At 75.1% G+C, this 23,318-nt stretch carries 18 protein-coding genes, 1 tRNA gene and 1 riboswitch; of the genes, 8 read left to right on the forward strand and 11 right to left on the reverse strand.

Features of this window, described 5'->3' with window-relative positions; translation table 11 throughout:
• Positions 1 to 8: 8 nt before the first annotated feature.
• From O7599_RS15280 to O7599_RS15300, 5 genes are all read right to left on the reverse strand, one after another.
• Positions 9 to 1,622, reverse strand: coding sequence for an ATP-binding cassette domain-containing protein (locus tag O7599_RS15280; RefSeq protein WP_348652611.1), 1,614 nt, complete (start codon positions 1,620 to 1,622; stop codon positions 9 to 11).
• A complete protein-coding gene (locus O7599_RS15285) occupies positions 1,619 to 2,836 on the reverse strand; it encodes an energy-coupling factor transporter transmembrane component T (protein ID WP_281622699.1) in 1,218 nt (405 codons plus the stop codon). The genes O7599_RS15280 and O7599_RS15285 overlap by 4 nt, the downstream gene beginning before the upstream one ends.
• On the reverse strand, positions 2,833 to 3,960 hold the full coding sequence (locus O7599_RS15290) for a hypothetical protein (RefSeq protein ID WP_281622700.1): 1,128 nt from the start codon (positions 3,958 to 3,960) through the stop codon (positions 2,833 to 2,835). Before O7599_RS15290 ends, O7599_RS15285 begins: the two co-directional genes overlap by 4 nt.
• Complete coding sequence (locus O7599_RS15295) at positions 3,957 to 6,845, reverse strand: hypothetical protein (RefSeq protein WP_281622701.1); 2,889 nt, start codon at positions 6,843 to 6,845, stop codon at positions 3,957 to 3,959. Before O7599_RS15295 ends, O7599_RS15290 begins: the two co-directional genes overlap by 4 nt.
• A gap of 309 nt (positions 6,846 to 7,154) precedes the next feature.
• A complete protein-coding gene (locus O7599_RS15300) occupies positions 7,155 to 8,093 on the reverse strand; it encodes a cobalamin-binding protein (RefSeq protein ID WP_281622702.1) in 939 nt (312 codons plus the stop codon).
• A 119-nt stretch (positions 8,094 to 8,212) separates the two neighbouring features.
• A riboswitch (cobalamin riboswitch) is annotated at positions 8,213 to 8,294 on the forward strand.
• Positions 8,295 to 8,461: 167 nt separating this feature from the next.
• Between O7599_RS15300 and O7599_RS15305 the strand changes: the two genes are divergently transcribed.
• Positions 8,462 to 10,000, forward strand: a complete 1,539-nt coding sequence (locus O7599_RS15305) for a prenyltransferase/squalene oxidase repeat-containing protein (RefSeq protein ID WP_281622703.1) — start codon at positions 8,462 to 8,464, stop codon at positions 9,998 to 10,000.
• A 137-nt stretch (positions 10,001 to 10,137) separates the two neighbouring features.
• The gene (locus tag O7599_RS15310) at positions 10,138 to 10,629 is read left to right on the forward strand and encodes a DUF4430 domain-containing protein (RefSeq protein ID WP_281622704.1); all 492 of its coding nucleotides are present in this window, start codon (positions 10,138 to 10,140) and stop codon (positions 10,627 to 10,629) included.
• A gap of 101 nt (positions 10,630 to 10,730) precedes the next feature.
• Here O7599_RS15310 and O7599_RS15315 read toward each other — a convergent pair whose 3' ends face one another.
• Positions 10,731 to 11,219 (reverse strand): YajQ family cyclic di-GMP-binding protein, encoded by a 489-nt coding sequence (locus O7599_RS15315; protein WP_281622705.1) that lies wholly within the window; start codon positions 11,217 to 11,219, stop codon positions 10,731 to 10,733.
• 185 nt (positions 11,220 to 11,404) lie between these two features.
• Here O7599_RS15315 and O7599_RS15320 point away from each other — a divergent pair.
• A tRNA-Tyr gene (locus tag O7599_RS15320) sits at positions 11,405 to 11,489 on the forward strand.
• A gap of 251 nt (positions 11,490 to 11,740) precedes the next feature.
• On the opposite strand, the gene O7599_RS15325 is transcribed toward O7599_RS15320, so the two are convergent.
• Positions 11,741 to 11,887, reverse strand: coding sequence for a hypothetical protein (locus O7599_RS15325; RefSeq protein WP_281622706.1), 147 nt, complete (start codon positions 11,885 to 11,887; stop codon positions 11,741 to 11,743).
• Positions 11,888 to 11,958: 71 nt separating this feature from the next.
• Here O7599_RS15325 and O7599_RS15330 point away from each other — a divergent pair, with 71 nt between their 5' ends.
• Entirely contained in the window at positions 11,959 to 12,672 is a 714-nt protein-coding gene (locus O7599_RS15330; protein ID WP_281622707.1) for a response regulator transcription factor, read from the forward strand.
• Complete coding sequence (locus O7599_RS15335) at positions 12,662 to 14,530, forward strand: HAMP domain-containing sensor histidine kinase (RefSeq protein ID WP_281622708.1); 1,869 nt, start codon at positions 12,662 to 12,664, stop codon at positions 14,528 to 14,530. Before O7599_RS15330 ends, O7599_RS15335 begins: the two co-directional genes overlap by 11 nt.
• 142 nt (positions 14,531 to 14,672) lie before the next feature.
• Here the strand turns inward: O7599_RS15335 and O7599_RS15340 are convergent, their stop codons facing one another.
• A complete protein-coding gene (locus O7599_RS15340) occupies positions 14,673 to 15,776 on the reverse strand; it encodes a serine hydrolase domain-containing protein (RefSeq protein ID WP_281622709.1) in 1,104 nt (367 codons plus the stop codon).
• A 412-nt stretch (positions 15,777 to 16,188) separates the two neighbouring features.
• Between O7599_RS15340 and O7599_RS15345 the strand changes: the two genes are divergently transcribed.
• A complete protein-coding gene (locus tag O7599_RS15345) occupies positions 16,189 to 16,569 on the forward strand; it encodes a DUF2255 family protein (RefSeq protein ID WP_281622710.1) in 381 nt (126 codons plus the stop codon).
• 39 nt (positions 16,570 to 16,608) lie between these two features.
• Here the strand turns inward: O7599_RS15345 and O7599_RS15350 are convergent, their stop codons facing one another.
• Positions 16,609 to 17,349 carry a tetratricopeptide repeat protein gene (locus O7599_RS15350; RefSeq protein ID WP_281622711.1) on the reverse strand — a complete coding sequence of 247 codons (741 nt, stop codon included), beginning with the start codon at positions 17,347 to 17,349 and terminating at the stop codon, positions 16,609 to 16,611.
• A 301-nt stretch (positions 17,350 to 17,650) separates the two neighbouring features.
• Between O7599_RS15350 and O7599_RS15355 the strand changes: the two genes are divergently transcribed.
• Positions 17,651 to 20,938: a BTAD domain-containing putative transcriptional regulator gene (locus O7599_RS15355; protein ID WP_281622712.1), complete on the forward strand. Its 3,288-nt coding sequence runs from the start codon at positions 17,651 to 17,653 to the stop codon at positions 20,936 to 20,938.
• Here O7599_RS15355 and O7599_RS15360 read toward each other — a convergent pair.
• Together O7599_RS15360 and O7599_RS15365 are read right to left on the reverse strand one after the other, a co-directional pair.
• A complete protein-coding gene (locus O7599_RS15360) occupies positions 20,919 to 21,710 on the reverse strand; it encodes an ABC transporter permease (protein ID WP_281622713.1) in 792 nt (263 codons plus the stop codon). The two genes, O7599_RS15355 and O7599_RS15360, sit on opposite strands and share 20 nt — an antisense overlap.
• Positions 21,707 to 22,693, reverse strand: coding sequence for an ATP-binding cassette domain-containing protein (locus O7599_RS15365; RefSeq protein WP_281622714.1), 987 nt, complete (start codon positions 22,691 to 22,693; stop codon positions 21,707 to 21,709). Before O7599_RS15365 ends, O7599_RS15360 begins: the two co-directional genes overlap by 4 nt.
• 151 nt (positions 22,694 to 22,844) lie before the next feature.
• On the opposite strand from O7599_RS15365, the gene O7599_RS15370 reads away from it, so the two are divergent.
• Positions 22,845 to 23,297 (forward strand): nucleoside deaminase, encoded by a 453-nt coding sequence (locus O7599_RS15370; RefSeq protein WP_281622715.1) that lies wholly within the window; start codon positions 22,845 to 22,847, stop codon positions 23,295 to 23,297.
• The last annotated feature ends 21 nt before the right edge of the window (positions 23,298 to 23,318 follow it).

Below are 23,318 nucleotides of genomic sequence, written 5' to 3' on the forward strand. Positions count from 1 at the left end.
CGGCCCGCTCACCGGACGCCGCCCGGCAGCGCGGCCCGTACGTCGGCGACCGTGAGCCAGTCCGGGCCGAGGATCTTCGCCACCTGCGGGGCGAACGCGGGGGATCCGCCGAGGACTTCGGCGGCCGGCCCGTCGGAGACGATCTCGCCCTCGGCCATGACCACGACCCGGTCGGCGACGGTGGCGACGAACTCCACGTCGTGGGTGGCGACGACCACCGCCCGGCCCTCGCCCGCGAGCGCCGCGACGGTGCGGCCGAGTGCGGCCTTGGCGGTGTAGTCGAGGCCGCGGGTCGGCTCGTCGAGAAGCATCACGGGCGGGGCGGCGGACAGTTGGACGGCGAGGACGAGGGCGAGGCGCTGGCCCTCGGAGAGGTCGCGCGGGTGCGCGGTGTCCTCGACGCCGGGCGCGATCCTGTCCAGCAGCGCGCGGCAGGTGCCGGCCGGGGCGTCGGACTCGGAGTCGGCGGCGGCGCACTCCTGCCCGACGGTCTCCAGGAACAGCAGGTCGCCGGCGGTCTGCGGCACCAGCCCGACGGTCTTGCGGGCCTTGGCGGCGGGCAGCGCGGCCGGGTCGACGCCGGCGACGTCCACGCTGCCGCCCTGCCGCGGCCCGGAGCCCTGCAGCGCCCACAGCAGGGAGGACTTGCCGGAGCCGTTGCGGCCCATGAGCGCGACGACGCGCCCGGGGTGGAGGTCGAGCCCGACGCCGCGTACGGCGACGGTCCGGCCGTAGCGGACGACGACGCCGGTGCCGGTGAGGAGCGGCGGTTCTGCGGGTGTGCCGGCGGTACGGGCCGGGGGCGGGGCCTCGGTCAGGCCGGCCCGCAGCGGCGCCGCCAACCGGCGGGCGTCGCGTACGGACAGCGGCAGCGGCTCCCAGCCCGCCAGCCGGCCGAGGGCCACGATGGGCGGGGCGATCGGCACCTCACGCAGCACCGCGGCGGGGGTGCCGTCGCGTACGGTGCCGTCGCCCGGCACGTACAGCATGCGGTCCGCGAAGGGGATGACGCGCTCCATGCGGTGCTCGGCCATCACGACCGTGGTGCCGAGGTCCTGCACCAGGCGGGCGAGGGTGGCGAGCACGTCCTCGGCGGCGGTCGGGTCGAGCGCGGAGGTGGGTTCGTCGAGGACGAGGACGTGGGGGTGGGTGGTGAGCACGGAGCCGAGGGCGACGCGCTGCTGCTGCCCGCCGGAGAGCGTGCGCAGCGCGCGGCGCCGGAGGTCGGCGATGCCGAGGAGGTCCAGGGTCTCCTCCACCCGGCGGCGCATCACCTGGGGCGCCAGGCCGAGTTGCTCCATGCCGTACGCCAGCTCCTCCTCCACGATGTCGGTGACGAACCCGGCCAGCGGGTCCTGCCCCACCACGCCGACGAGGTGCGCGAACTCACGCGGCGGGCGGGCGCGGGTGCTCACCCCGGCGACGGACACGGTGCCTTCGAGGTGACCGCCGGTGAAGTGCGGCACGAGGCCGTTGAGGGTGCCCAGGAGGGTCGACTTGCCGGCTCCGGTGCGGCCGGCGACGAGCACCAGCTCCCCTTCGCCGATCGACAGGGTGACGTCGGCGACCACGGCCTCGTCGCGGCCGTGGTACCAGAAGGCGACGTCTGCCAGCTCGATCACGCGGGTACCTCTTTGCGGTGGTGGCCTGGAGGGTCGGCTGGGTCGGCTGCGTCCGGGTCTTCGGTGTCGGCCGGGTCGTCGGGGTCGTCGGTGTCCGCCGCCGGCGCACCGCCGTGCGGGGACTCCGGCGGCGGTGAGAGGAACGCCGGCAGCACGCCGAGCAGCACCCCCGCCAGCGGCGCCCAGGAGAGCATCGGCCAGGACAGGGTGGTCAGGGACGGGTTGAGGTTCAGCGGGTCGACGCTGGAGGTGGTCCAGAGCACCGCGGCGACGCCGGCGCCGCTGCCGGCGACGACCAGCTCGGGCAGCCGCCACCGGTCCGGCCGGTACCGGGTGCGCTGGACCCGGGCCCCGGCCAGCCGGAAGCCGACGAGCGCGACGGCGGCGCTGGGCAGCAGCAGCGGCCCCGCGAGGTAGCGCGGCGTGGTGCCGTCGAGGGTGGCGTAGACCCCGACGCACACCCCGAGCAGGCCGACGATCATCAGCGTGCCGGTGAGCAGCCGGGCCCGTGCGGCGGCCCGGCCGGCGCGGCCGTAGCCCCGCGAGTCCATCGACGCCGCCAGCAGCAGCGAGCGGTCGAGCGCGTCGGCGAGGACCGGGATGACGATCGCGCGCAGCGCGCGGATACGTCCGTCGGCGCTGCCGCCGCGCAGCTTGCGCGCCCGCCGCACCCGCAGCGCGCTCTCGGCCAGTTGCGGGAAGACGGACAGCGCGATGACGACGGCGGTGCCGACCTCGTACAGCGCCGACGGCATCGCCTTCAGCAGCCGCTTCGGATTGGCCAGTGCGTTGGCCGCGCCGACGCAGACGATCATCGTGGCCAGCCGCAGCCCGTCGTAGAGCCCGCCGAGCAGCGACTCGGCGGAGACGTCGCCGAAGAGCCGGATGCCGGCGGCCCACGCCGGCAGCGGGATCTCCGGCAGCCGCACCAGGATCGTCGAGCCCTCACCGCCGCCGAAGACGAAGCGGAAGAAGACCCGGATGAGCAAGATGAGGGCGCCGAGCCACAGGTAGAGCCGGAACGCCATGGCCCAGGGCGCGTCGGAACGGCGGGCGACGACCACGTGGCAGGCGACCGCGACGACGGTCAGCAGGAGCCACGGGTTCGTCGTCCGGCTCGCCGCCACGGCCAGCCCCAGCGCCCAGATCCACCAGGCGGCCGGGTGCAGGTCGCGGGGGAGGAAGTACGTGCCGAGCACGCCCCGGCGGCTCACCCTTCCCGTGCCCGCCGGCGGCGCCTGGCGGTGACCCACGTCGCCGCCGCCAGGACCACGAGCGCCCCGGCCGCAGCCCAGGGTGCGAGGTCGCTGGCGCCGGACTCCTCGCGGATCGCCTCGGTGACGTCGCGGGCGTCCTCGCCGCCGGTGAACTTCACGTTGTCGCCGGGGTCGCGGGCGGTGCCGTCTTCTGCCGAGGGGCCGGCGCCGTCGCGGGGGCGGGGCGGAGGGAGCGCCTTGCCGTTCTCGTCACGGGCTCCGGTGCCGTCGCCCGTGCCGCCGGGGTCTTCGGCGGAGCCGCCGGGGGCGCCCGCGCCGCCCGGGTCCGTACCGCCGCCGGTGGCGCCGCCCGTACCGCCGTCCGTGCCGCCGCCGCTCGCGCCGCCGTCCGCCGCGGAGCCGCCGGAGCCGCCTGACCCGCCGCCGAGGCCGGGCTGCTGCTCACCGGGGTTGTTCGACTTCGGGGGCGGCTCGTCGGGGGCGTTGCAGGGGCGGTTGCCGGTGCCGGGGCGGACGGCGGCGATGCGCGGCTCGGGGTTGGAGTCGGCGGAGGCGTTGAGGGAGAAGGACCAGCCTTCGAACCCGCCGGGGACGAAGTCGCGGTTCTTCACCCCCCACTGGCTGTACTCCCAGGCGCAGTTGTTGCCCGCGTGCCAGTACGACCAGTAGGCCGCGGCGGGCGGGGTGTCGATGCAGCGCTCGCGGTAGCCCTCGTTGCCCCGGACCGGGATCCCCTCGGTCGCCGACGGGCGGTTCTCGACCCGGCAGATGAACGACTCGCCCCAGCGCTGCACGCCCTCGATCTGGAAGCCGGCGCCCTTCAGCGCGTCGAGCCCGGTCCCCGGGGCGCTGCCCGGGTAGCAGCGGACGATGGTGGTGCCGCCGAGGTCCTGGAAGTCGACGACGACCGTGACGCCGGTGGAGTTCTTGCAGAACCCCGCGTGGCCCTTGCTCTGGTCGACCGCGTGCGCGCCGCCGGGGGCGGCGGCGAGCGCGGCGGCGGTCAGGGCGGTGGCCGCGAGCACGCGGGGGACGCGGTGGCGCCGCGGTCCGGCGTACGCGGGTGCCGGGCCCGGGGGCGTACGAGGTGAGGGCGGAACGGGCGTGCGGGAGTGCGTCATGCGGTCACCGCCTTACGGCTGTCGTTCCTGCGGGTACGGATGCGGTTGAGGTGGCGTACGACGACGTACGCGGCGGCGGCCGTGCCCAGGGCAGCGGCGGTGACGAGCGCGGCCAGGGCCCAGCCGGGCAGGCCGTCGTCGCCCCCGTGCCCCTGTGCCCGCTCGTCGGCCGCGGCCTTCTCGGCGAGCGCGGCGGCGGCCGGCAGCGTCACGGCGGGGGCGACGGGCGAGCCGGGCGCGCTGGTCCAGGAGGCGCCGGCCACCCCGGGGGCGACGGCGGCGCTGGTCCGCGGGTCGCTGCGCCGCTCGCCGGGGGCGGCGGCCATGCCGCCGTCGGCGCGCAGCATCGCGCCGAGGGCGCGGGCGGTGGCGGTGGCGTCGAGGCCGGCCGCCTGCCGGCCGCCGGCGACGAGGGCGCTGAGGACGACGTCGGGGGCGCTGTCGGGGTCGGTGTCCTTGCGGACGAGGCCGTTGTCGCCGGGGGCGGTGTTCAGGGCGGTGGCGGCGGCGGTGAGGGCGTCGAGGCGCTGGGGGGACCAGTCGTCGGGTACGGAGGCGGCGCCGGGCGCGCCGCCGCCGGGGGTGCTGCCATCGGCCGGGCCCTCGCCGGGTGCGCCGCCGCCGGAACCGGCGCCGGACGCCGCGGCACCGTCGCCGCCGTCCGGCGCCGCCGTGCTCTGTGCCCCGTCTGCCCGGTCCGCCGCCGGCTGCCCGGCCGTATTCGACGCCCGCGCGTTCAGCGCCACCGTCGCCGCGGCCGTGGCCGCCAGGTCGCCCGACGCGCAGTCGTCCTCGCCCGGCAGCATCGCCTCGGGGAAGGTCCCGTCCGCGCACTGGTGTTCCGCCAGCACGTCCAGCGCGGCCCCGGCCGCCGCGGCCGAGTCCGGGTCCGCGGCGGTCGCCACGGCCGCCCACGCGTGGCGCTGCGTCGACCCGCTCTTGTCGCCGTGCACGCCGGTGTCGGCGAACCGGCCCTCGTCCGTCCGCAGCTCCGCCAGGTCGGCGTCGAGCCGGCCGGCGGTCGCGGCGGCGTCCGTCGGAGCACCGGCCGGAGCGTCCGTCCCGCCCAGGCGGAAGCCCGCGACGACGCGCAGTTTGGCCAGCGGCTCGGCGTAGGCGGCGGGACCGTCCTCGTACGGAACGCCGTGGGCGTACGCCGCGACGGAGTCCCCGGCGAGCAGGAAGCGCGCCGCCCGCGCCGCCGCCTCCGGCTGCTCGCCGAGCACCAGCAGGGCCAGGACCAGGTCCGCGGTGGCGTCGTAGTCCACGAACCGGCGGCCGTCCTGGGTGACTTCGACGTGGTCGCCGTCGACGAGGCGGTCGGCCAGGTAACGGCCGAGCCGCCCGGCGGGGGTGTCGGGGGCGGGCCGGGAGCTGTCGGCGGCCGGTTCCACGGGGGTGCCGCCGGTGGAGCCGGGGGGCGGTGCGGGGCGGCCGGTGTCGGGGTCGCCGTCGCGGTCCGGGGCGCCGCGGTCGCCGGAGGCGCCGGGGCCGCCGGAGCCGCCGCCGGTGCCACCCTTGCCGCCGGGGGTTCCGCCGCCCCCGGCCGGCGGGTCGTCGGAGCCGCCCGGCCCGCCCGGCCCGTTCGGCCCGCCCGGCTCGTTCGGGTTCCCGGGCTCGTTCGGCTCGTGGGGGTCCCCGCCGCCCGGCGGGGAGTCGCCCTGCGTCAGCTCGTAGAACCCGGTCCGCGCCAGCCCCAGCGACGCCTGCGCGCTGGCTCGTACCCACGTGTCGAGGCCGACGATGCCGCCGGTACGCGCCGCCTCGTACTCGGCCGGCGTGTACGCGATGGCCCCCACGTGCTCACCCAGCACCCCGCCCGCGTCCGCCTCCGTGGCCTGCGCGGACGCGAGGTAGGCCGCGCCCTTCCCGACCGCGGCGCCGGCGCCCCCGGCCTCGGCGAGGGCCTGCACGATCAGCCCCGTGCTGTTGGTGTTCGGCGCCTCGGTGCTCACGCCGCCGCCCCAGCCGCCGCCCGCGTCCTGACGGCCCTTCAGCCACGCGACCGTACGGCCGATGGGTCCTTCGAGCCCGGTGGCGCCGGCCTCCCGGGCGGCGAGCAGGGCGGACAGCGCCAGCCCGGTGGCGTCCCCGTCGGGCGCGGACTGCCCGAACTCCTTGCCCTCGTCGCACGTCGAGAGCTTCCGGCCGTCCTCGGTGACGTGGTCGCCCGTCTCGTCGGTGGGGACGTAGCCGAAGAAGATCCGGAAGTACCCCTCGGAACACTGCTGCGCGAGCAGGGTGTCGAGGGCGAGCCGGTCGTTCTCGTCCACCCCCGCGAGACCGATGACGGCGAGGGCCTGCCCGAACATGTTGGCGTTGTTGCTGACGAAGTCGGCGAGGTCGGGGTCCTTGGAGTAGTCGCTGACCCGGCCCTTGTCCGGGCCCGAGCGCATGATGGCGCCCTGGGTCTCGGCGACCATGTCGTAGCCGCCGAAGTCCCGCGGGTCGCGGCCCGACACCTCGGCGGCGACGAGGGTCTTGGCCGCGGCGCCGCCGGTGATCACGGCGTCGTAGCCCTGGTCGGGCACCAGGCCGTCCCAGGTGAAGTAGTCGCTCGCGTGCTTGCCCTCGTCCAGGTACGCGGCGACGGGCTCGGCCAGCTCGCCGTCGCCGGAGGCGTGCAGCGCGAAGAGGACGTCGATCATCAGGCCGTGGTCGGGGAGGGCCCCGCCCAGCGGGTTGCGGATCGTGCCGTCGTCGGCGAGCTGCGCCTCCAGCCAGCGGGAGGCGGAGCGGGCCGCGGCGAGATCGGCGGCGGCGTCGGCCCGCGCGGGCGGCGGCGGGACGCCGACGGCGAGCGTTCCGGCGGTGAGTACGGCGCAGAGCGCGCCGGCGGCGGCGCGCACGCGGGTGCGTACCGGCCGGTCAGACGACGGACGCACGCTGCGCCACCCCCAGTCCGGAGCGAGCGGAGGGGAGCACACCGTTTGCGGCACCCGACGTCACCCCTGCACATTCGCGACAGTGGTTCGACATCACCGCCCGTGTGGTGGACCCGACTTGTCACCTCGGTGACCTACGGTTGCGCGACAGTGCCGGACTTCGACCGGCTTCCCCGACGCGGGCGGCATGTATGAAGTTGTCAGTATTCGAACGGACGGAGCATAGCACCGGCCCCGAGCAGCGCGGTACGGCGCACAACGGGGCGCGGGGTCGGCCCTGTCGGGCGTGGATCCCGCCGCCCTGCGGGGTCACGCGGCCGTCGTCACCCGCCGTGCCTCGGCCCGGCCGACCGGCTCTCCCGCCGTCACCCCGTGCAGGACGTGCGCCAGTACCTCCGCTCCGCGTACGACGCGTGGCCCGGGGCGGTTGAAGTACGCGGGGCCGTCGAGCACCCAGACCTCGCCCGCGCGTACGGCGGGCAGGTCGTGCCAGCCGGGCAGGCCGGTGAGTGCGGCTTCCCACTCGCGCATTGTGCGCGCGGGCGGGAAGCCGCAGGGCAGCAGGAGGAGGACGTCCGGGCGGGCGGCCCGTAGCGCCTCCCACTCCATGGGCTTCGTGTGCTCGCCCGCCGCCGCCAGCAGGGGCTCGCCGCCCGCGTGGCGGATCTGCTCCGGCACCCAGTGGCCGGCGGGCCACAGCGGGTCGAGCCACTCGATCGCCGCCACGCGGGGGCGCGTGTGGCCCCGGGCGGCCGTGGTCAGCCGCTCGACGTCCGCCAGCCGGGCCCGCAGCTCCGCGCACCGCCGCTCGGCGACGTCCCGTGCGCCGAGGGTCTCCCCGACGCGCAGGAGGCAGTCCAGCACGTCGTCCAGGGTGTGCGGCTCCAGGCTGAGCACCCGCGGTCCCGCGCCGGCCAGCATCCGCACCGTCCGCGACACGGCCTCGTACGACACGGCGCACACGTCGCACAGGTCCTGGGTGAGCACCACCTCGGGGGCGAGGGCGGCCAGCGCGTCGGTGTCCAGGGTGTACAGGGACGAGCCCCGGTGTGCGGCCCCGCCGACGGCGGTGGAGATCTCCCGGCTGCTCATCGCGTCGGCGTCGAAGCCGGCGGCGGTGACGACGGGGACGCCGGCGACGGCCTCGGGCGGCCAGTCGCATTCGTGCGTACGGCCCACGAGGGCACCGGCCAGGCCGAGTTCGGCGACGATGTCGGTGGCGGCGGGCAGCAGCGAGACGATGCGCATGCGGAGAAGCGTAGGCGGACGAGCGTGGGCGGGCGGTCTGGCGGCGTCGGCGTACGGGCTCGTAGACTACGCGCGGTCCGCCCGCCCGGCGGACCGACAACTGAAGGCGTTCGCGACTGGGGAAAGCCGGTGAGAGACCGGCGCTGACCTGCAACCGTGAGCGGCAGCGGGGCACTTGCCCGCACTGCCGCGAGCCGGACCGCCCACCGCGCGCGTGCACTGCTTCTCACTGTCACGGTCCGCAGCGTGGAGCCCCGAGTCGCCGCCCGGCACTCCCGGCCCCTGCCGCATCCCTACGGATGCCGGGGGTCTTCGTATCGGCGGCGGTGCTGCGGGCCCGGGTGCCGGCCGGGGAAGGAAGGCACCTCGTGAGGGACCGCGCGAGAGGGACGAGACGGGCGAGACGGGAGAGACGGGCGGGGCTGCCGGCGGCCAGACGGCCGGCGGCCGGGCTGCCGGCAGGGGCGCTGCCCGCGCTGGCGGTGGCCGGTTCCCTCCTCCTGGCGGCACTCCTGGCGGCGCCCGCGGGCGCACGCGCGGACTCCACCCCGTCGGACGCCCCACCCTCCACCCCCGCACTCGCCCCCACCGCACTCGCCTCGCCGGCGAAGGCCGCCGCCACCTGGATGGCCGGCAAACTCACCGACGGCACGCACGCCTCCGGCGACCACGGCCTGACCGCCGACGTCGTCCTCGCCCTGGCGGCGACCGGCACGGGGGGCACGACGGCGGACAAGGCCACCGACTGGCTGGAGGACGACGTCGAGGCGTACGTCGAACGCGGCGGCCCGGGCACGGTCTTCGCCGGCGGCGCGGCCAAACTCGCGCTCGTGGCCGACGTCCAGGGCCGCGACCCCGGCGACTTCGGCGGGCTCGACCTCACCGGGAAGCTGGTCGGCCGGATGCAGGCGGACGGGCGCTTCACCGACGCCGCCCCGAGCGGCGACATGTCGAACCAGTTCACCCAGTCGCTGGCGGTCCTCGCCCTGGCCCGTACCGGCGACCTGCCGGACAAGGCGGTCGACTTCCTCGCCGCCTCCCGGTGCGCGGACGGCGGCTACCCGCTGGTGTTCCGCCCGGACCCGACGCGGTGCAAGTCGCACACCGACTCCACGGGCCTGGCCGTACAGGCGCTGCTGGGCGCGGGCCGTACGGCCGACGCCGAGCCGGCGCTGGACTGGCTGGAGGCCCAGCAACTCGACGACGGCAGCTTCCGCGACAACGGCTTCGGCACCCCGCCCGGCAACTCCAACTCCACCGCCCTGGACGTCCAGGCCCTCGCCGCGGGCGGCCGTACGGAGGCGGCGGCGGAGGGCGTCGCGTGGCTGAAGTCCCGCCAGGTCGGCTGCGACGCCCCGGCCGCCGACCGCGGCGCGGTCGGCTACGCCGAGCCCGTCGCCGACGGCACCGCGCTGCGGGCCACGGCCCAGGCGGTACCGGCGCTGGCCGGGAAGTCCCTGACGGAGCTCGACGGCACGGCCGCGACGCCGGGGCTGCCGGCGATCGACTGCTCCCCGCCGGGCGGCGGTTCGGACGGCGGCGGCACCGGCGGCGGCGACGCGGGCGGCACGGACGGGGGCACGGACGGGGGCACGGACGCGGGCGGAAGCACGGGGACGACCGGCGGCGGGTCGGACTCCGGCGGCTCGTCCGGGTCGGGCGGCTCAGGCGCGACGGGCTCCTCCGGTACGTCCGGCGCGTCCGGCTCCTCGGGGGACGCCACGGGAACCGCCACCGGCGGCTCGTCGGGCGCTACGGGCCACACCCCCGACTCCGTAGGCGGCACCGGCGGCGGCCTGGCCTCCACCGGCACCCCGGCCCTGCTCCTGGCGGCCGGCGCGGCAGCCCTGCTCGCGGCAGGCAGCATCGCCGTAGTCCTCACCCGCCCCCGCCGCACCCACCCCTGAGCCACACCGCACGCGCGACCACCCGCTCCCGGCACCGTGCCGGGAGCGGCGTACGGCACTTCCACCGCACCGCCCCGCTCCCGGCGCCCTGCCGGGGGCGGCGTACGGCAACTCCCGCCAACGAAGGAGACCCCGCCATGCGCCATGCCCTGCTCCGCCGCTGCGCCGTCCTGACCGCCGCCCTCGGCCTCGCCCTGGGCGCCGCGGCCCCCGCCGCGACCGCAACCGCACCCGCCCCTCGGGCCAACGCCCCGATCACCGTGACCCTCACCGTCCAGGGCCCCACGAGCACCGTCTTCGACGGCTCCATCAGCACCACGGGCCACGACGTCACCACCGCCTCCGGCGGCACCCACAAGTGCGACGGCACCAACAACGGCGCCAACCCCACCCCAGGCGCCACCCCCACCGCGGCCCTCGACGACGCCGCCCAGCAGCAGAACTTCACCTGGGACGGCACCTGGTACCCCTCCTTCGAGGACTACTTCGTCAGCACCATCGCCGGCCACACGGGCGACGCCACCGCGTACTGGAACATCAGCGTCAACGGCACGTCCACCCCCGTCGGCGGCTGCCAGTTCCGCATCAACCCGGGCGACGAGGTCGCCTTCACCTGGACCGAACTCTGAGCCCAACGGCCCCGGCCAACGCCGACGCCCCGTAGCGCATGCGCTACGGGGCGGAAGAGCGTACAGACTCAGCAGCCACTGACCCAGGTCAGGGGGGAGACCTACCGGTAGTTGACGAACTGGACGGCGAAGTCGAGGTCCTTGCCCTTGAGGAGGGTGATGACCTCCTGCAGGGAGTCCCGGCTCTTGGAGGACACCCGCAACTCGTCCCCCTGCACCTGCGCCTTGACCCCCTTGGGCCCCTCGTCGCGGACGATCTTCGCCAGCTTCTTGGCGTCGTCCTGGGAGATGCCCTCCTTGACGGTGGAGTACAGCTTGTACTCCTTCCCGGACGCCTGCGGCTCCCCCGACTCCAGGGCCTTCAGCGAGATCCCCCGCTTGACCAGCTTGGTCTGGAAGATGTCCAGCACGGCCTTGGCCCGCTCCTCGGCGTTGGCCCGGATCTCGATCCGCTCCCCCGACCAGGCGATGGCGGCGCCGACGCCCTTGAAGTCGTAGCGCTGCGAGATCTCCTTGGCGGCCTGGTTGAGAGCGTTGTCGACCTCCTGCCGATCGACCTTCGAGACGATGTCGAAACTGGAGTCGGCCATCTTCGGTGTGCTCCTCGTGCACTGGTTCCCTGATACCGCACCCCGATCCCCGGGGCCGTAGCCCAGCCTAGCCACCCCACCCGGCCCACGAGCCCCACAACCGAGTGGCGGACCACCCCCGGCCATCGGGTATGGTTTACGACGTTGCCGGGCAGCCCCCGCGGCCGGACCAGGCGACATCCCTTGGCGGTGTGCCCGAGTGGCCAAAGGGAGCAGACTGTAAATCTGCCGGCTCAGCCTTCCCAGGTTCGAATCCTGGCGCCGCCACCACCACGAAAAGGGCCCGCGACCAGCATAAACGCTGCCGCGGGCCCTTTCGCATGCCACTCCCCCGGGCGACAGAGATTCACCCCGGATTGCCCCACTGTGTCTCACCCGGTTCCGGGTCCTGACCAGCCGCCTCTCCGTGCCGTATCGGCCGGTCGACGCAACCACACCTCTCCCGCCAGCCCGACCGCAAACGATTGCCGCCGGGCCTGCCTTCATCAGGCGTCCCGATCGCGCCGGGCCCGTGGGCCGTGTCAGACCGTGTGCTGCTCCCTGACGCGGGCCGAGTCGGCAACGGCGCCCGACATGTGGCGGTAGAAGGCGCGGGCGGCCGCGACGGCCGCCTCGGCATCTGTGAGGCCGCGGTCGCGGGCGGCAGCGTCGAGGGCAGGGCGGTTCACGATCTGGTCGAGATCGTCGGCGGTGCGTCGTTCTCATGGCCGCTTCAGGTACGTGCGTGAGACTCACCGCTATGCCAGCTCGCATTCTGGTCGCCGAGGACGATCGCAGACAGGCGGACCTGATCCGCCGCTATCTCGAACGCGATGGGCACGAGACCACCGTCGTGCACGACGGCCGGGCCGCCCTCGACCGCGCCCGGCGATGTTCGCCGGACCTGCTGGTGCTTGACCTGATGCTCCCCACGATCGGCGGTCTGGACGTGTGCCGGACACTGCGGTCCGAACAGGACGTTCCGATCATCATGGTCACGGCGCGCGCCAGTGAGGACGACCTGCTGCAGGGCCTGCGGACGGGCGCGGACGACTACCTCACCAAGCCGTACCGGCCGCGCGAGTTACTCGCCCGGATCCAGGCGGTGCTGCGCCGCACCGCCCGAGCCGCCCCTGCCGAACCGCAGCAGTACCGGGTCGGCGGTCTGGTCGTCGACACCGTGCGACACCAGGTCGAAGTCGACGGTGTGCCGGTGCGTACCACGCCGGCCGAGTTCACCCTGCTCGTCTGTCTGGCCGCCGCGCCAGGGCGGGCGTTCACCCGGGAGCTGCTGCTGGAGCGCGTCGGCGCGTTCGACCGCGAGGTGACCGGCCGCACCATCGACATGCACGTACTGAACCTGCGCCGCAAGATCGAGCCGACGCCCACCCGGCCGCGGTATCTGCTCACCGTGTACGGCATCGGCTACAAGCTCGCCGAACCGCCAGACGGCGAGGCCGGCGATGCGCCGTAGAAAACAGCGCAGTCTGCTGCTGAGGCTGGTCGGGCTCTCGCTCGCGGTCGCGGCACTCGGGGGTGCCGCCACCGCGCTGCTCGCCGCCCACGGCACGAGCGGTCAGCCGCGCGACGCCCCGGCCGGCGACGCTCCTCTGCCGGCCACCGATGGCGACATTCTCGACGCGCTGTACACGTACGCCGACGAGCACCCCCGCTGGCACGGCGTCGAGTCCCTCGTGCGCGACCTCGCGACGGACACCGGCCGGCGCATCGCCCTCACCGATCCGGACGGCACGACGATCGCGGACTCGGCGCTGCTCCTCGGCGACCGGCGCACCGGGCTGCCACCGGCACCCGCGGCCCGGATCGACGCGTCCTACCCGCCCACCCCGGACATCACCCCGGTGCCCACCCTGGTCGCCCGGGCCCCCGGAAGAGAACTCGGTTTCCACGGCTGGCAGCTCACCGAGGCGGAACGGCGGCAGCGGCAGACCCTCGTCGAGCAGGCGGCGGACTGCGCGCGCCGGACCGGCCGGAGCGGCACCGCAAACAGACCTGAGCGCACCCGCCACCGAGCCGAGGGTACGGCCGGGCCCGGCTCGGTCGATGCGGGAGCTCGGCCGTCGGTGAGCCCGTGCGTCCCCGCGGCGCTTCTCGCGCCGTCCGCGGCCAGTCGCCGCCTCCAGGCCGAGATCGTCGAGCACACTACCGCCTGCCTCGACGAGCGCGGCCTCGCGTACGTGGTCAGGGACGGCGCCGTCCAGCCCGCCACCACGAAGAGCCCGGGGTGGACACAGTGTGTGGACACCGCGCAGGTCGAGGCGAAGCGGCCCTACGTCGCCGCGCCGGCCGACCTGTACCTCGGCGAGAGCGACCGGTTCGATCCGTTCTCCCGGGAAGGCCGGTGGCGGACCGTCACGACCGCGGCCGTGGTGCTGCTCGTCACCGCCGTCAGCACGGCGCTGGCCGGCCGGCGCCTGGTCCGCCCGGTCCGTACGCTGACCCGTGCCGTCCGCCGGATGGCGGCGGGCGATCACACCGCCCGAGTCCCACCGGTCCGCGGCAACGACGAGATCACCCGGCTCACGGACGCCTTCAACACCATGGCCGCCTCGATCGACACCGCCAACCGGCAACACAGGGCGATGGTCGGCGACGTCGCCCACGAACTGCGTACTCCGCTCGCGAACGTCCGCAGCTACCTCGAAGCGGCCCAGGACGGCGTTCTCCCGCTCGACCCCGACCTCATCCACTCGCTCGTCGAGGAGTCCTCTCTGCTCGAACGGCTCGTCGCGGACCTCCAGGACCTCGCCCTCGCCGACGCCGGCATGCTGCGCATCCACCCCGAGGAGACCGACGCGACCGACCTCGCCGAGCAGGCCGTCGCCGCACACCGCGCCGGCGCCCAGGCGTCGGGGGTGGATCTGCGCCTCACCGCGAGCGGGCCCGTCACCGTACGCGCCGACCCGGTCCGGTTGCGCCAGGCGCTCGGCAACCTCGTGTCCAACGCGGTCCGCCATACACAGGGCGGATCGGTGGAGGTCACAGTGGACGGGTACGAGGACGACGAGCGCGGGGACACGGTCACACTCACCGTCGCCGACACGGGCTCCGGCATCGCCCCCGAACACCTGCCCCACGTCTTCGACCGGCTCTACCGCGCCGACCCCGCCCGCAGCCGAAGCACCGGCGGCGCCGGCCTCGGCCTCGCCATCGCCACACACCTCGTCGAGGCCCACCACGGCCACATCGAGGTCACCAGCGCCCCCGGCGCCGGCTCGACGTTCACCATCCGGCTCCCCGCGAAAGGTCCACCCGAATGCCCGACACCAGGCACGCGGCAGGCCCACCGCCGGGGTCAACCCGCCGGATGACCGCCCCGGCCGACTGAGCGCGACCGCCGCGTCGCGGAGCCGAAGGCCGTCCCGGGTCGGGCGAATCCCCTACGGGGTGATCGAGGGCGGAGCCCTTCGAAAGCGCCCGACAGAGCACGGGCTCGGAGTTCTCACCGTGGTGTCACCGTGCATCCGCGATGAGTTCCCGGGCCTTGTCGCTGACGGGTTCTGCCGAGTCGGCGTAGTTGCAGAGCACCGCGGCGACCCAGCCGGACTCGGGGAACCACTCGATGTTGTTGCTCGCCCCCTGGAAGCCGCCGTTCTTCGCGTAGGACCACTGGCCGTTGGTGAGGTGGGCGGTCAACCCGTAGGCGGCGAACCTGTCGTTGTCCGTGGACGGCGGCAGCTTCGGGCTGGCGACGAGCTGGGCGCCGGCGCGGTCGAGGAGCGTGGCGCCGTCCTGGAAGGCGTGCGCGAAGCGGACCATGTCCGGTGCGCTGGCGTAGGCGCCGCCCGCTGGCGTGCCGATCAGGAGGTCGCTGTCGATGATGTCGACGTGTTCACCGTCCTGCAGGGCGTAGGGGTGGGCGACGCGCCGGTCGGCGAGTACCTCGGGTTTGGTGGAGAAGTCGCTGCTGTCCATGCCTGCCGGCGTGAAGAGGCGACTGCGCATGTGGTCGTAGTAGGACCCCGCCATCTGCGCCACGATCCCGCCGAGAATGATGAACCCCGCGTTGCTGTAGTCCGTCCTGGTGCCCGGCGTGAACTCCAGCTTCAGGGTGCGCATGACCGCCATGAGGCCGTCCCAGAACTCCTCGACGGTGTCCCAGTTCTTCGCCTGCTCGACGAACTCCGCACTGTAGAAGTCGCCGAGGCCGGAGGTGTGGGTGAGCATCTGGTGGACCGTGACGTGCTGTGCGATCTCGGCCGGGAAACCGTCGAGGTAGGCACCGACCGTGCCGCCGTAGGCCACCTCGCCCCGCGCGGCGAGCTGGGCGATCGCGACGGCGGTGAACGTCTTGGCGATCGATCCGACCACGAACCTGGTCTCCGGCCCGTTGGCGATCCGCCGTGCCCTGTCGGCCCAGCCGTGCGAGCGGGACAGTACCGGCCTGTTCCGGTGGGTCAGCAGAACGGTGCCGGAGAACCTGTCCTCGGCGGCCATCTGGGCGATGTACCGGTCGAGTTCACCGCCGGGCCGCAAGGTGCCGGGTACCCGGCCGAATCCGGACGAGCCGTCGGCGTGGGATGTGCCGGCCGTCCCCAGCACGCCACCGGCGGCCAACGGGGCGGCTCCCAGCGCGGCGAGAACGGTTCGGCGAGACGATGTCGGATGTTCGGTCATGATGTCGGCTTCCTTCCGGAGATCACGGTCAGCGGGGAGCCTGCCAGTGCCCTGTCAGGATCCGGTCAGGATCCGCTGCCGGGTCTCCGCACCCGCCGAGGACGCGTACGACCTCGGATGGTGGAATCTCCGCCTGGCGTTGCCGGAAATCGTGCGCGATCGATGGCTCGGGGCCCGTGAACGCGATAGCCCTCTCCGCCCTGGTGGTTCCGGCACGCGATGCTTCAGGACCACCTCGCGGCTCGCCACACGAGTTGACCGGGCGGCTTGAACCAAAATGCGGGGATTGTTTCTCTCGTCTAGATTCCGCACTGTACGGACGTGCTCGGGGTACGTGAGCGGAGGATCAGGTATGGCGGCATGGACAGCCGACGAGCTTGACCGGATCGGCACCGCGGAGGAGCTGAACCTTCAGTCGCAGCGCGGTGACGGCAGTCTGCGTGATCCGGTCACCATGTGGGTCGTACGCGACGGGGACGACGTCTACGTCCGGTCCGTGAAGGGGTCGCAGGGGCCGTGGTTCCGCGGGACGCGGGCGCGGTTGGCGGGGCGTATCCGGGCCGGGGGCGTCGACAAGGACGTCGCCTTCGTCGACGTCGGGGACCCGGGCGAGACCACGCCGCGGGTGGACGAGGCGTACCGGACCAAGTACGGGCACTATCCGGCGGACATCTTCGGCTCCGTCGTGACCCCGCAGGCCAAGGAGGCCACGATCCGGCTCGTGCCGCGCTGACGCACCCGCGTCACGGCGTGCGCGTACGCGCACGCCGGTTCAGCCGCCACGCTCCCCGCGCAGCCGCGCCAGGTTGTGCGCCGCGTCCGCGTGGCCGCCCGTCGCGGCGCGGTGCCACCAGGTCTCCGCGCCGTCGAGGTCGTCGCGGTTCATCAGCAGGAAGCCCAGGTTGAACATCGCGTGCACCTCCCCCGCCGCCCCCGCCGCACGCCAGCAGCGCTCCGCGCCCGCGGTGTCGCCGCGCTGGGCCAGCAGCAGGCCGAGGTTGTACGCGCCCTTCGGTTCGCCCGCGTCCTCCGCACGGCGGAACCACTGCTCGGCCGTCGCGTCCTCGCCCCGGCGGGCCAGGCCGACGCCCAGGCCGACCATCGCCTCCGCGACCCCCGCCTCCGCCGCCCGGCGGAACCAGCGCTCCGCCTCCTCCTCCGCTCCGCGGCCGTCCAGCAGGACCGCGAGGTTCGCCATCGCGTGCTCCTGGCCGGCCTCGGCCGCGCGCCGGTACCAGGTCTCCGCCTCCTCGGCGTCGCCCCGGCGCCGGAGCAGCCGGCCCAGGTTGAACATCGCCGGCACGTGGCCGGAGCCCGCCGCCGTACGGAGCCGGTCCTCCGCCGCCGCGAGGTCCCCGCGCTGCTCCGCGACGACGCCCAGGGCTGCCACCGCGCGCACGTCGCCGAGGTCGACGCCCCGCAGGTACCACGTCTCCGCGGTCTCCGGATCGCCGCGCCGCAGCGCGTCGTTGCCCCGTTCCAGCCACTCGTCGGCGGGATCCGGCTGCGCCATGTCGTCTCCGCTCCCCTTCGCCGTCCCGGTCCGGTCCGCCCGACCGGACCCCTGCCCGGGCCGACGTCCCGCCGGCCGCCCCGCTATAGGCTGCGCGCACATCCGTTCCTCGTGGAGGGAGCCGCCGCGTGAGCGACACCACCGTCCCGTACTTCGCGCGCGGGTGGAACCACCGGCCCGGCGGCCCGGACGGGCACGCGGCCGGGCGGCGGGCGGGCGCGCGAGGCGCGCGGGTGTTTCGTCACGAAAGCAACCCCTTCGGTGAGCCCCCGGCGGGGTCCGGCGGAGCCGGTCGCGCGCCGTGACCTCCCCCGTCGAGCTGACCTTCCTCTCGCGCGTCGCCTTCCACGGGCGGGAGATCACCGCGCCCCGGGTACGCGGCCTGCTCGCCCTCCTGGCCGGGGAGCTGCGGGGCGGGTGCAGCGTGGGGCGGCTGGTGGACGGGCTGTGGGGGGAGGAGCTGCCGGCCGATCCGGCGAACGCGCTGCGGATCCTGGTGTCCCGGGCGCGCGCCCTCGTCGGTTCCGACGTGATCGTCAGCACCCCGACCGGGTACCGGCTGGCGCTGGCGGCGGAGCGGGTCGACACCGCGGTCGTCGTGCGGTGCGCCGAGGAGGCGGCGCGGGCCGTACGGGGCGGGGATCACGCCGCCGCGCTGGCCGCCGCCGAGGAGGGCCTCGGGTGCTGGGACGCGCCGCCGGAGGCGGAAGGCGTCCCGGGGGATCCGGTGGCGGAGCTGCGGGCCGCGCGGGCGCCGGTGTACGGCGATCTCGTACGGGCCCGGGCCCTCGCGCTCGCGCGGGTGGGCCGGCGCGCGGAGGCCGCGGCGCCGCTGGCGCAGCTCCTCGCCGGGGCGCCCCGGGACGAGGAGGTGCTCGCCGAACTGCTGCGCGCCGAGGCCGCGTCGGCCGGGCCCGCGGCGGCGCTCGCCCGCTACGACACGTACCGGCGCGGGCTCCGCGACGACCTCGGCACCGGCCCGGGCGCGGCGCTCAGGGCGGTCCACCAGGAGCTGCTGCGGGCCGAGGCGCCCGCCGTCCGGCACGGCGTGCCGCACGACCCGAACCCGCTGCTCGGCCGCGACGACGACCTCGCCGCCGCCGACGCGCTGCTGCGCTCCTCGCGGCTCACCTCGATCGTCGGCCCCGGCGGCCTCGGCAAGACGCGGCTCGCGTACGCCGTCAGCCGGCGCGCGGAGCAGCAGCTCGTGCACGTCGTCTCGCTGGCCGGCGTCCGCGCCGACGCGGACGTCGCCGGAGAGGTGGCCTCCGCGCTGGGGGGTGCGGCGCCGCCCGGCGCCGACGTGCTCGCCGCCATCGTGGCGGCGCTCGGCGGGCGGCCCGCGCTCCTGGTCCTGGACAACTGCGAGCAGGTGGTCGGCGGCGCCGCCGACCTCGTACGGGACCTGCTGACCCGCGCCGCCGACCTGCGGGTGCTCGTCACCAGCCGCGCGCCGCTCGGGCTCAGCTCCGAGGCCGTCTACCACCTCCCCCAGCTCACCCCGGAGACCTCCGCCGAGCTGTTCGCCCAGCGCGCCCGCGCCGCCCGCCCCGACGTGGACCTCCCGCCCGCCGCCGTCGCCGAGCTGTGCCGGCACCTCGACGGGCTGCCGCTCGCCGTGGAGCTGGCGGCGGCGCGGGTGCGGGTGCTGTCCGTACCGGAGATCGCGCGGCGCCTGGGCGACCGGTTCGCGCTGCTGCGCGGCGGGGCGCGGGACGCGCCCGAGCGGCATCGCACGCTGCACGCGGTCGTGGACTGGAGCTGGAACCTGCTGGAGGAGGACGCCCGGGCGGCGCTGCGGGCGCTGTCCGTCTTCCCCGGCGGCTTCACCGCGGAGGCGGCACACCGGATGGTGGACGGCGGCGACGCGCTGGAGCTGCTGGAGCAGTTGGTGGACCAGTCGCTGCTGAAGGCCGCCGACACCGCCGCCGGGATCCGCTTCCACATGCTGGAGACGGTGCGGGAGTTCAGCGCCGCGCGGCGCGCGGCGGCCGGCGAGGAGGAGGCGGTCACCGCCCGCTTCCTGGACTGGGCCCGGGACTTCGGCGTCGCCCAGCACGACGCGCTGTTCGGCCCCGAGCCGCTGCGGCACTGGCCCCGTCTGCGCGCGGAGCAGGACAACCTCGTCCTCGCCCTGCGCTACGCCCTCGCCCGCGCCGACCACGCCACCACCGCCGCGGCCGGCGCCGTCCTCGCGGGCGTCTGGACCACCGACTCGGCGAGCTTCCACCGCACCTTCACCCTGGCCGCCGACACCGCCCGCCCGCTGTCGCACTACCGCCCCGACCCCCGCCACACCGAGGTCGTCCGCACCCTCAGCACCCTGTGCACCGCCGCCCCGTTCATGGGCTACGGGCCGCTCCACCCGCGCCATCTCGTCGTCCTGCGGCGCCTGCCGCCCGCGGGCCCCGACACCCTGCTGCGCGCGACGGCCGTCGTGCTGTGCGCCGTACCGGACATGCGCCCGCCCGACTACGAGGAGCTGCTCGAACTCTGCGCGAGCGACGCCCCGTTGCTCTCCGGCATCGCCGAGTGCGTCGCCAGCTATCTCTGGGAGCACGGCCACGAGCCGGAGCGCGCGCTGGCCGCCGCCCGCCGGATGCTCGCCGCGGTCGACGCCGTGCCCAACCCGTCGCTGAAGCTCCTCGGCGGCTCCCGCTGCAGCGAGCTGTGCATGGAGGCCGGGCTGGGCGAGGAGGCGTACGGGCACCTGATGGCGGCGCTGGACGCCCTGTCCCACCTGAGCGACCAGTCGCCCACGACGGGGCTGCGCCGCGGTCTGGTGCTGGCGTGTCTCCAGCGCGGGCGGACGGACGAGGCGGAGGAGTGGCTGCGGCGGGTGGAGGAGGCCCGGTCGCCGGCGGAGCAGCCGCAGTTGCTCGCGGCGGACATGGCGGCGTGGGGCGAGATCGCGCTGTCGCGCGGGCTGACGGAGCTGGGGCTGAAGCGGTGGCGTACGGCGGTGGAGAAGCTGCGGTCCGCGGGGCCGCCGGAGGCGCCGTACCCGCCGGTCGCGGCGCCCGCGGCGCCCCCGGTCGGCGCGCCGCCGGCCACGCTGTCCGCGGCGCCCCCCGACGCGGCGCCCGGCAGGCTGCCCGATGCGCTGCCCGACGCGGAGACTATGCCGCCGCCCGACCCCCTCGCCGACTCCTGGGGCATGCACATCGCCGCCGCGGCCGTCGCCGCCCACGCCTACGCCGGCCGCCTGGAGCCCGTCGCCGGGCTGGTGGCGGAGCTGGAGCGCCGGATGCGTACCGTCCTGTCCGACGCCTCCCGCCCCGGCGGGCAGGTCCCCGCCGAAGCCTCCGTCGACGGCACCGCCGTGCTGTCCCTCGGCCTCGTCCGCCTCGCCGCGGGCGATCTCGCCGCGGGCGATGTCTCAGCCGTACGGCTCCTGGCGCTCGCCGAGCGGCTGTACGTGCCGCAGGCATTCCACCCCACGCTCGCCGTCGACCGTGCCCGCCGTACCGCCGAGGACGCCGACGGGGCGGCGTACGCCGACGCGGTGTCGGAGTACGCCGCCCTGGACCGGGACGAGCTGCGCGAGGTGGCGCGCGGGCTCATCGCGGCTACTTCGCGTCGCGGTTGAACGACGCCTTGGACCACAGGTAGCCGAGCACGATCAGGCCCAGGCACCAGGCGACCGCGAGCCAGCCGTCGTGGCCGATCTCCGTGCCCAGCAGCAGGCCCCGCAGGGTCTCGATGGCCGGCGTGAACGGCTGGTACTCGGCGATCGGCCGGAACCACCCCGGCATCGCGTCGAGCGGCACGAACGCGCTGGACAGCAGCGGCAGCAGGATCAGCGGCGTGGCGTTGTTGCTGGCGCCCTCGGCGTTCGGGCTGACGAGCCCCATGCCCACGGCGACCCAGGTCAGCGCCATGGCGAAGAGCATCAGCAGCCCGAAGGCGGCGAGCCACTCCAGCACGGTCGCGTCGGTGGAGCGGAAGCCTATGGCGACGGCGATGGCGCCGACGAAGACCACGCTGGCCAGGCACTGCAGGACGCTGCCGAGGACGTGGCCGATGATCACGGAGCCGCGGTGGATCGCCATCGTACGAAAGCGGGCGACGATGCCCTCGGTCATGTCGGTGGCGACGGAGACGGCGGTGCCGATCGTGGTGCTGCCGATGGTCATGAGCAGCAGGCCGGGCACGACGTAGGCGATGTAGACGTCGCGGTCCGGCGCGCCGCCGGCGAGCCCGGCGCTCATGGTGTCGCCGAAGACGTAGACGAAGAGCAGGAGCAGCATGACCGGGGTGAGCAGGAGGTTGAGGGTCATGGAGGGGTAGCGCCGGGCGTGCAGCAGGTTGCGGCGCAGCATGGTGGACGAGTCGCGGACGGCGAGGGTGAAGGTGCTCATCGGACGGTCTCCTCGGGCTGAGCGGGCTGGTGGAGCCGGGCGGGCTGGCCGGGGGTGGCGGTCAGGGCGAAGAAGACGTCGTCGAGGTCGGGGGTGTGGACGGTGAGGGTGTCGGCGTGGACGTCGGCGGCGTCCAGCCAGTCGAGGATCGCGCGCAGCTCGCGCTGGGTGCCGTCGCTGGGGATCTGCAGGGTCAGCGCCTGGTCGTCGCGTACGGTCTCGCGCAGCGCGCCCGCCGCCCTCTCGTACGCCCCGGGGTCCTCGAACCGCAGCCGCACGTGGCCGCCGGGGACGAGCCGCTTCAGCTCCGCGGCGGTGCCCTGCGCGGCGATCTTCCCGCCGTGCAGCACGGCGATGCGGTCGGCGAGTTCGTCGGCCTCTTCCAGGTACTGGGTGGTGAGGAAGACGGTGACTCCGTCGGTGAGCAGCTCGCGGATGATCTGCCACATGTTGTGGCGGGAGCGGGGGTCGAGGCCGGTGGTGGGCTCGTCGAGGAAGATGATCCGCGGGTTGCCGACGAGGGTCATGGCGATGTCGAGGCGGCGGCGCATGCCGCCGGAGTAGGTGGCGGCGGGCCGGGTGGCGGCGTCGGTGAGGTCGAAGCGCTCCAGGAGTTCGGCGGTGACCCGGCGGCCCTCGCGGCGCGGCAGGTGGTGCAGGTCGGCCATGAGGAGCATGTTCTCCTCGCCGGTGATCAGGTTGTCGACGGCGGAGAACTGGCCGGTGACGCCGATGGCGGCGCGTACGGCGTCGGGGTGGGTGGCCGGGTCGTGTCCGGCGATGCGGACGGCGCCGGCGTCGGCGGTGATGAGGGTGGACAGGATCTTCACGGCGGTGGTCTTGCCGGCGCCGTTGGGGCCGAGGAGGGAGAAGACGGTGCCTTCGGGCACGTGCAGGTCGATGCCGTCCAGGACGGTCTTGTCGTCGTACGCCTTGCGCAGCCCGGTGGCCGCGATGGCGGGTGTGTCGGTGGTCGTCGTCATGCCCCGTAGATTGCGGGGCGCCGCGCTCAACGGCCTTTCAACGGCGTTTCAGCGCCGGCCGATGGCGGAAAGCCGGTGAAATGCGCTGGTCACGGCGGGCGCGGCGGGTGTCGCGGGGCGGCGTGGTCGGGTTGAATCCCCTGGGTCGGCGGTGGACGCGGAGGGAGTGGTGACGGTGGACGGCGACGGGGAGCGGTTCCTGCGGCGGGCCTTCGAGCTGGCGGCGCAGGCGCGGGCGGAGGGGAACGGGCCGTACGGCTCGCTGCTGGTGGGGCCCGGCGGGGACGTGCTGGCGGAGGACCGGAACACCGCGGTCACGGACGACGACATCACCGCGCACCCCGAGCTGAAGCTCGCGCGGTGGGCGGCGCGGCGGCTGGACGCGGGGACCGCGGCGCGGACGACGATGTACACGAGCTGCGAGCCGTGCCCGATGTGCGCCGGGGCGCTGTCGCGGTCGGGGCTGGGGCGCGTGGTGTACGCGCTGTCGGCCGGGCAGCTACGGGACCTGCGGCCCGCGGCGGGCGCGCCGGCGGAGGTGCCGGGCGAGGGGCCGTACCTGTACGACGAGGCGAAGCGGGTCTTCGAGGGATACGCGCCGTAGGTCGTGCTCATCGGGATGTGT

The organism is Streptomyces sp. WMMC500 (genome assembly GCF_027497195.1).
In the GTDB taxonomy this organism is placed as follows: domain Bacteria; phylum Actinomycetota; class Actinomycetes; order Streptomycetales; family Streptomycetaceae; genus Streptomyces.

Excerpts from the sequence above, each read along its gene's own strand:
- O7599_RS15300 (WP_281622702.1), bottom strand. The coding sequence starts at position 8,093 with ATGCGCATCGTCTCGCTGCTGCCCGCCGCCACCGACATCGTCGCCGAA.
- O7599_RS15330 (WP_281622707.1), top strand. The coding sequence starts at position 11,959 with ATGCCAGCTCGCATTCTGGTCGCCGAGGACGATCGCAGACAGGCGGAC.
- O7599_RS15310 (WP_281622704.1), top strand. The coding sequence starts at position 10,138 with ATGCGCCATGCCCTGCTCCGCCGCTGCGCCGTCCTGACCGCCGCCCTC.
- O7599_RS15345 (WP_281622710.1), top strand. The coding sequence starts at position 16,189 with ATGGCGGCATGGACAGCCGACGAGCTTGACCGGATCGGCACCGCGGAG.
- O7599_RS15335 (WP_281622708.1), top strand. The coding sequence starts at position 12,662 with ATGCGCCGTAGAAAACAGCGCAGTCTGCTGCTGAGGCTGGTCGGGCTC.
- O7599_RS15290 (WP_281622700.1), bottom strand. The coding sequence starts at position 3,960 with ATGACGCACTCCCGCACGCCCGTTCCGCCCTCACCTCGTACGCCCCCG.
- O7599_RS15350 (WP_281622711.1), bottom strand. The coding sequence starts at position 17,349 with ATGGCGCAGCCGGATCCCGCCGACGAGTGGCTGGAACGGGGCAACGAC.
- O7599_RS15315 (WP_281622705.1), bottom strand. The coding sequence starts at position 11,219 with ATGGCCGACTCCAGTTTCGACATCGTCTCGAAGGTCGATCGGCAGGAG.
- O7599_RS15365 (WP_281622714.1), bottom strand. The coding sequence starts at position 22,693 with ATGACGACGACCACCGACACACCCGCCATCGCGGCCACCGGGCTGCGC.
- O7599_RS15360 (WP_281622713.1), bottom strand. The coding sequence starts at position 21,710 with ATGAGCACCTTCACCCTCGCCGTCCGCGACTCGTCCACCATGCTGCGC.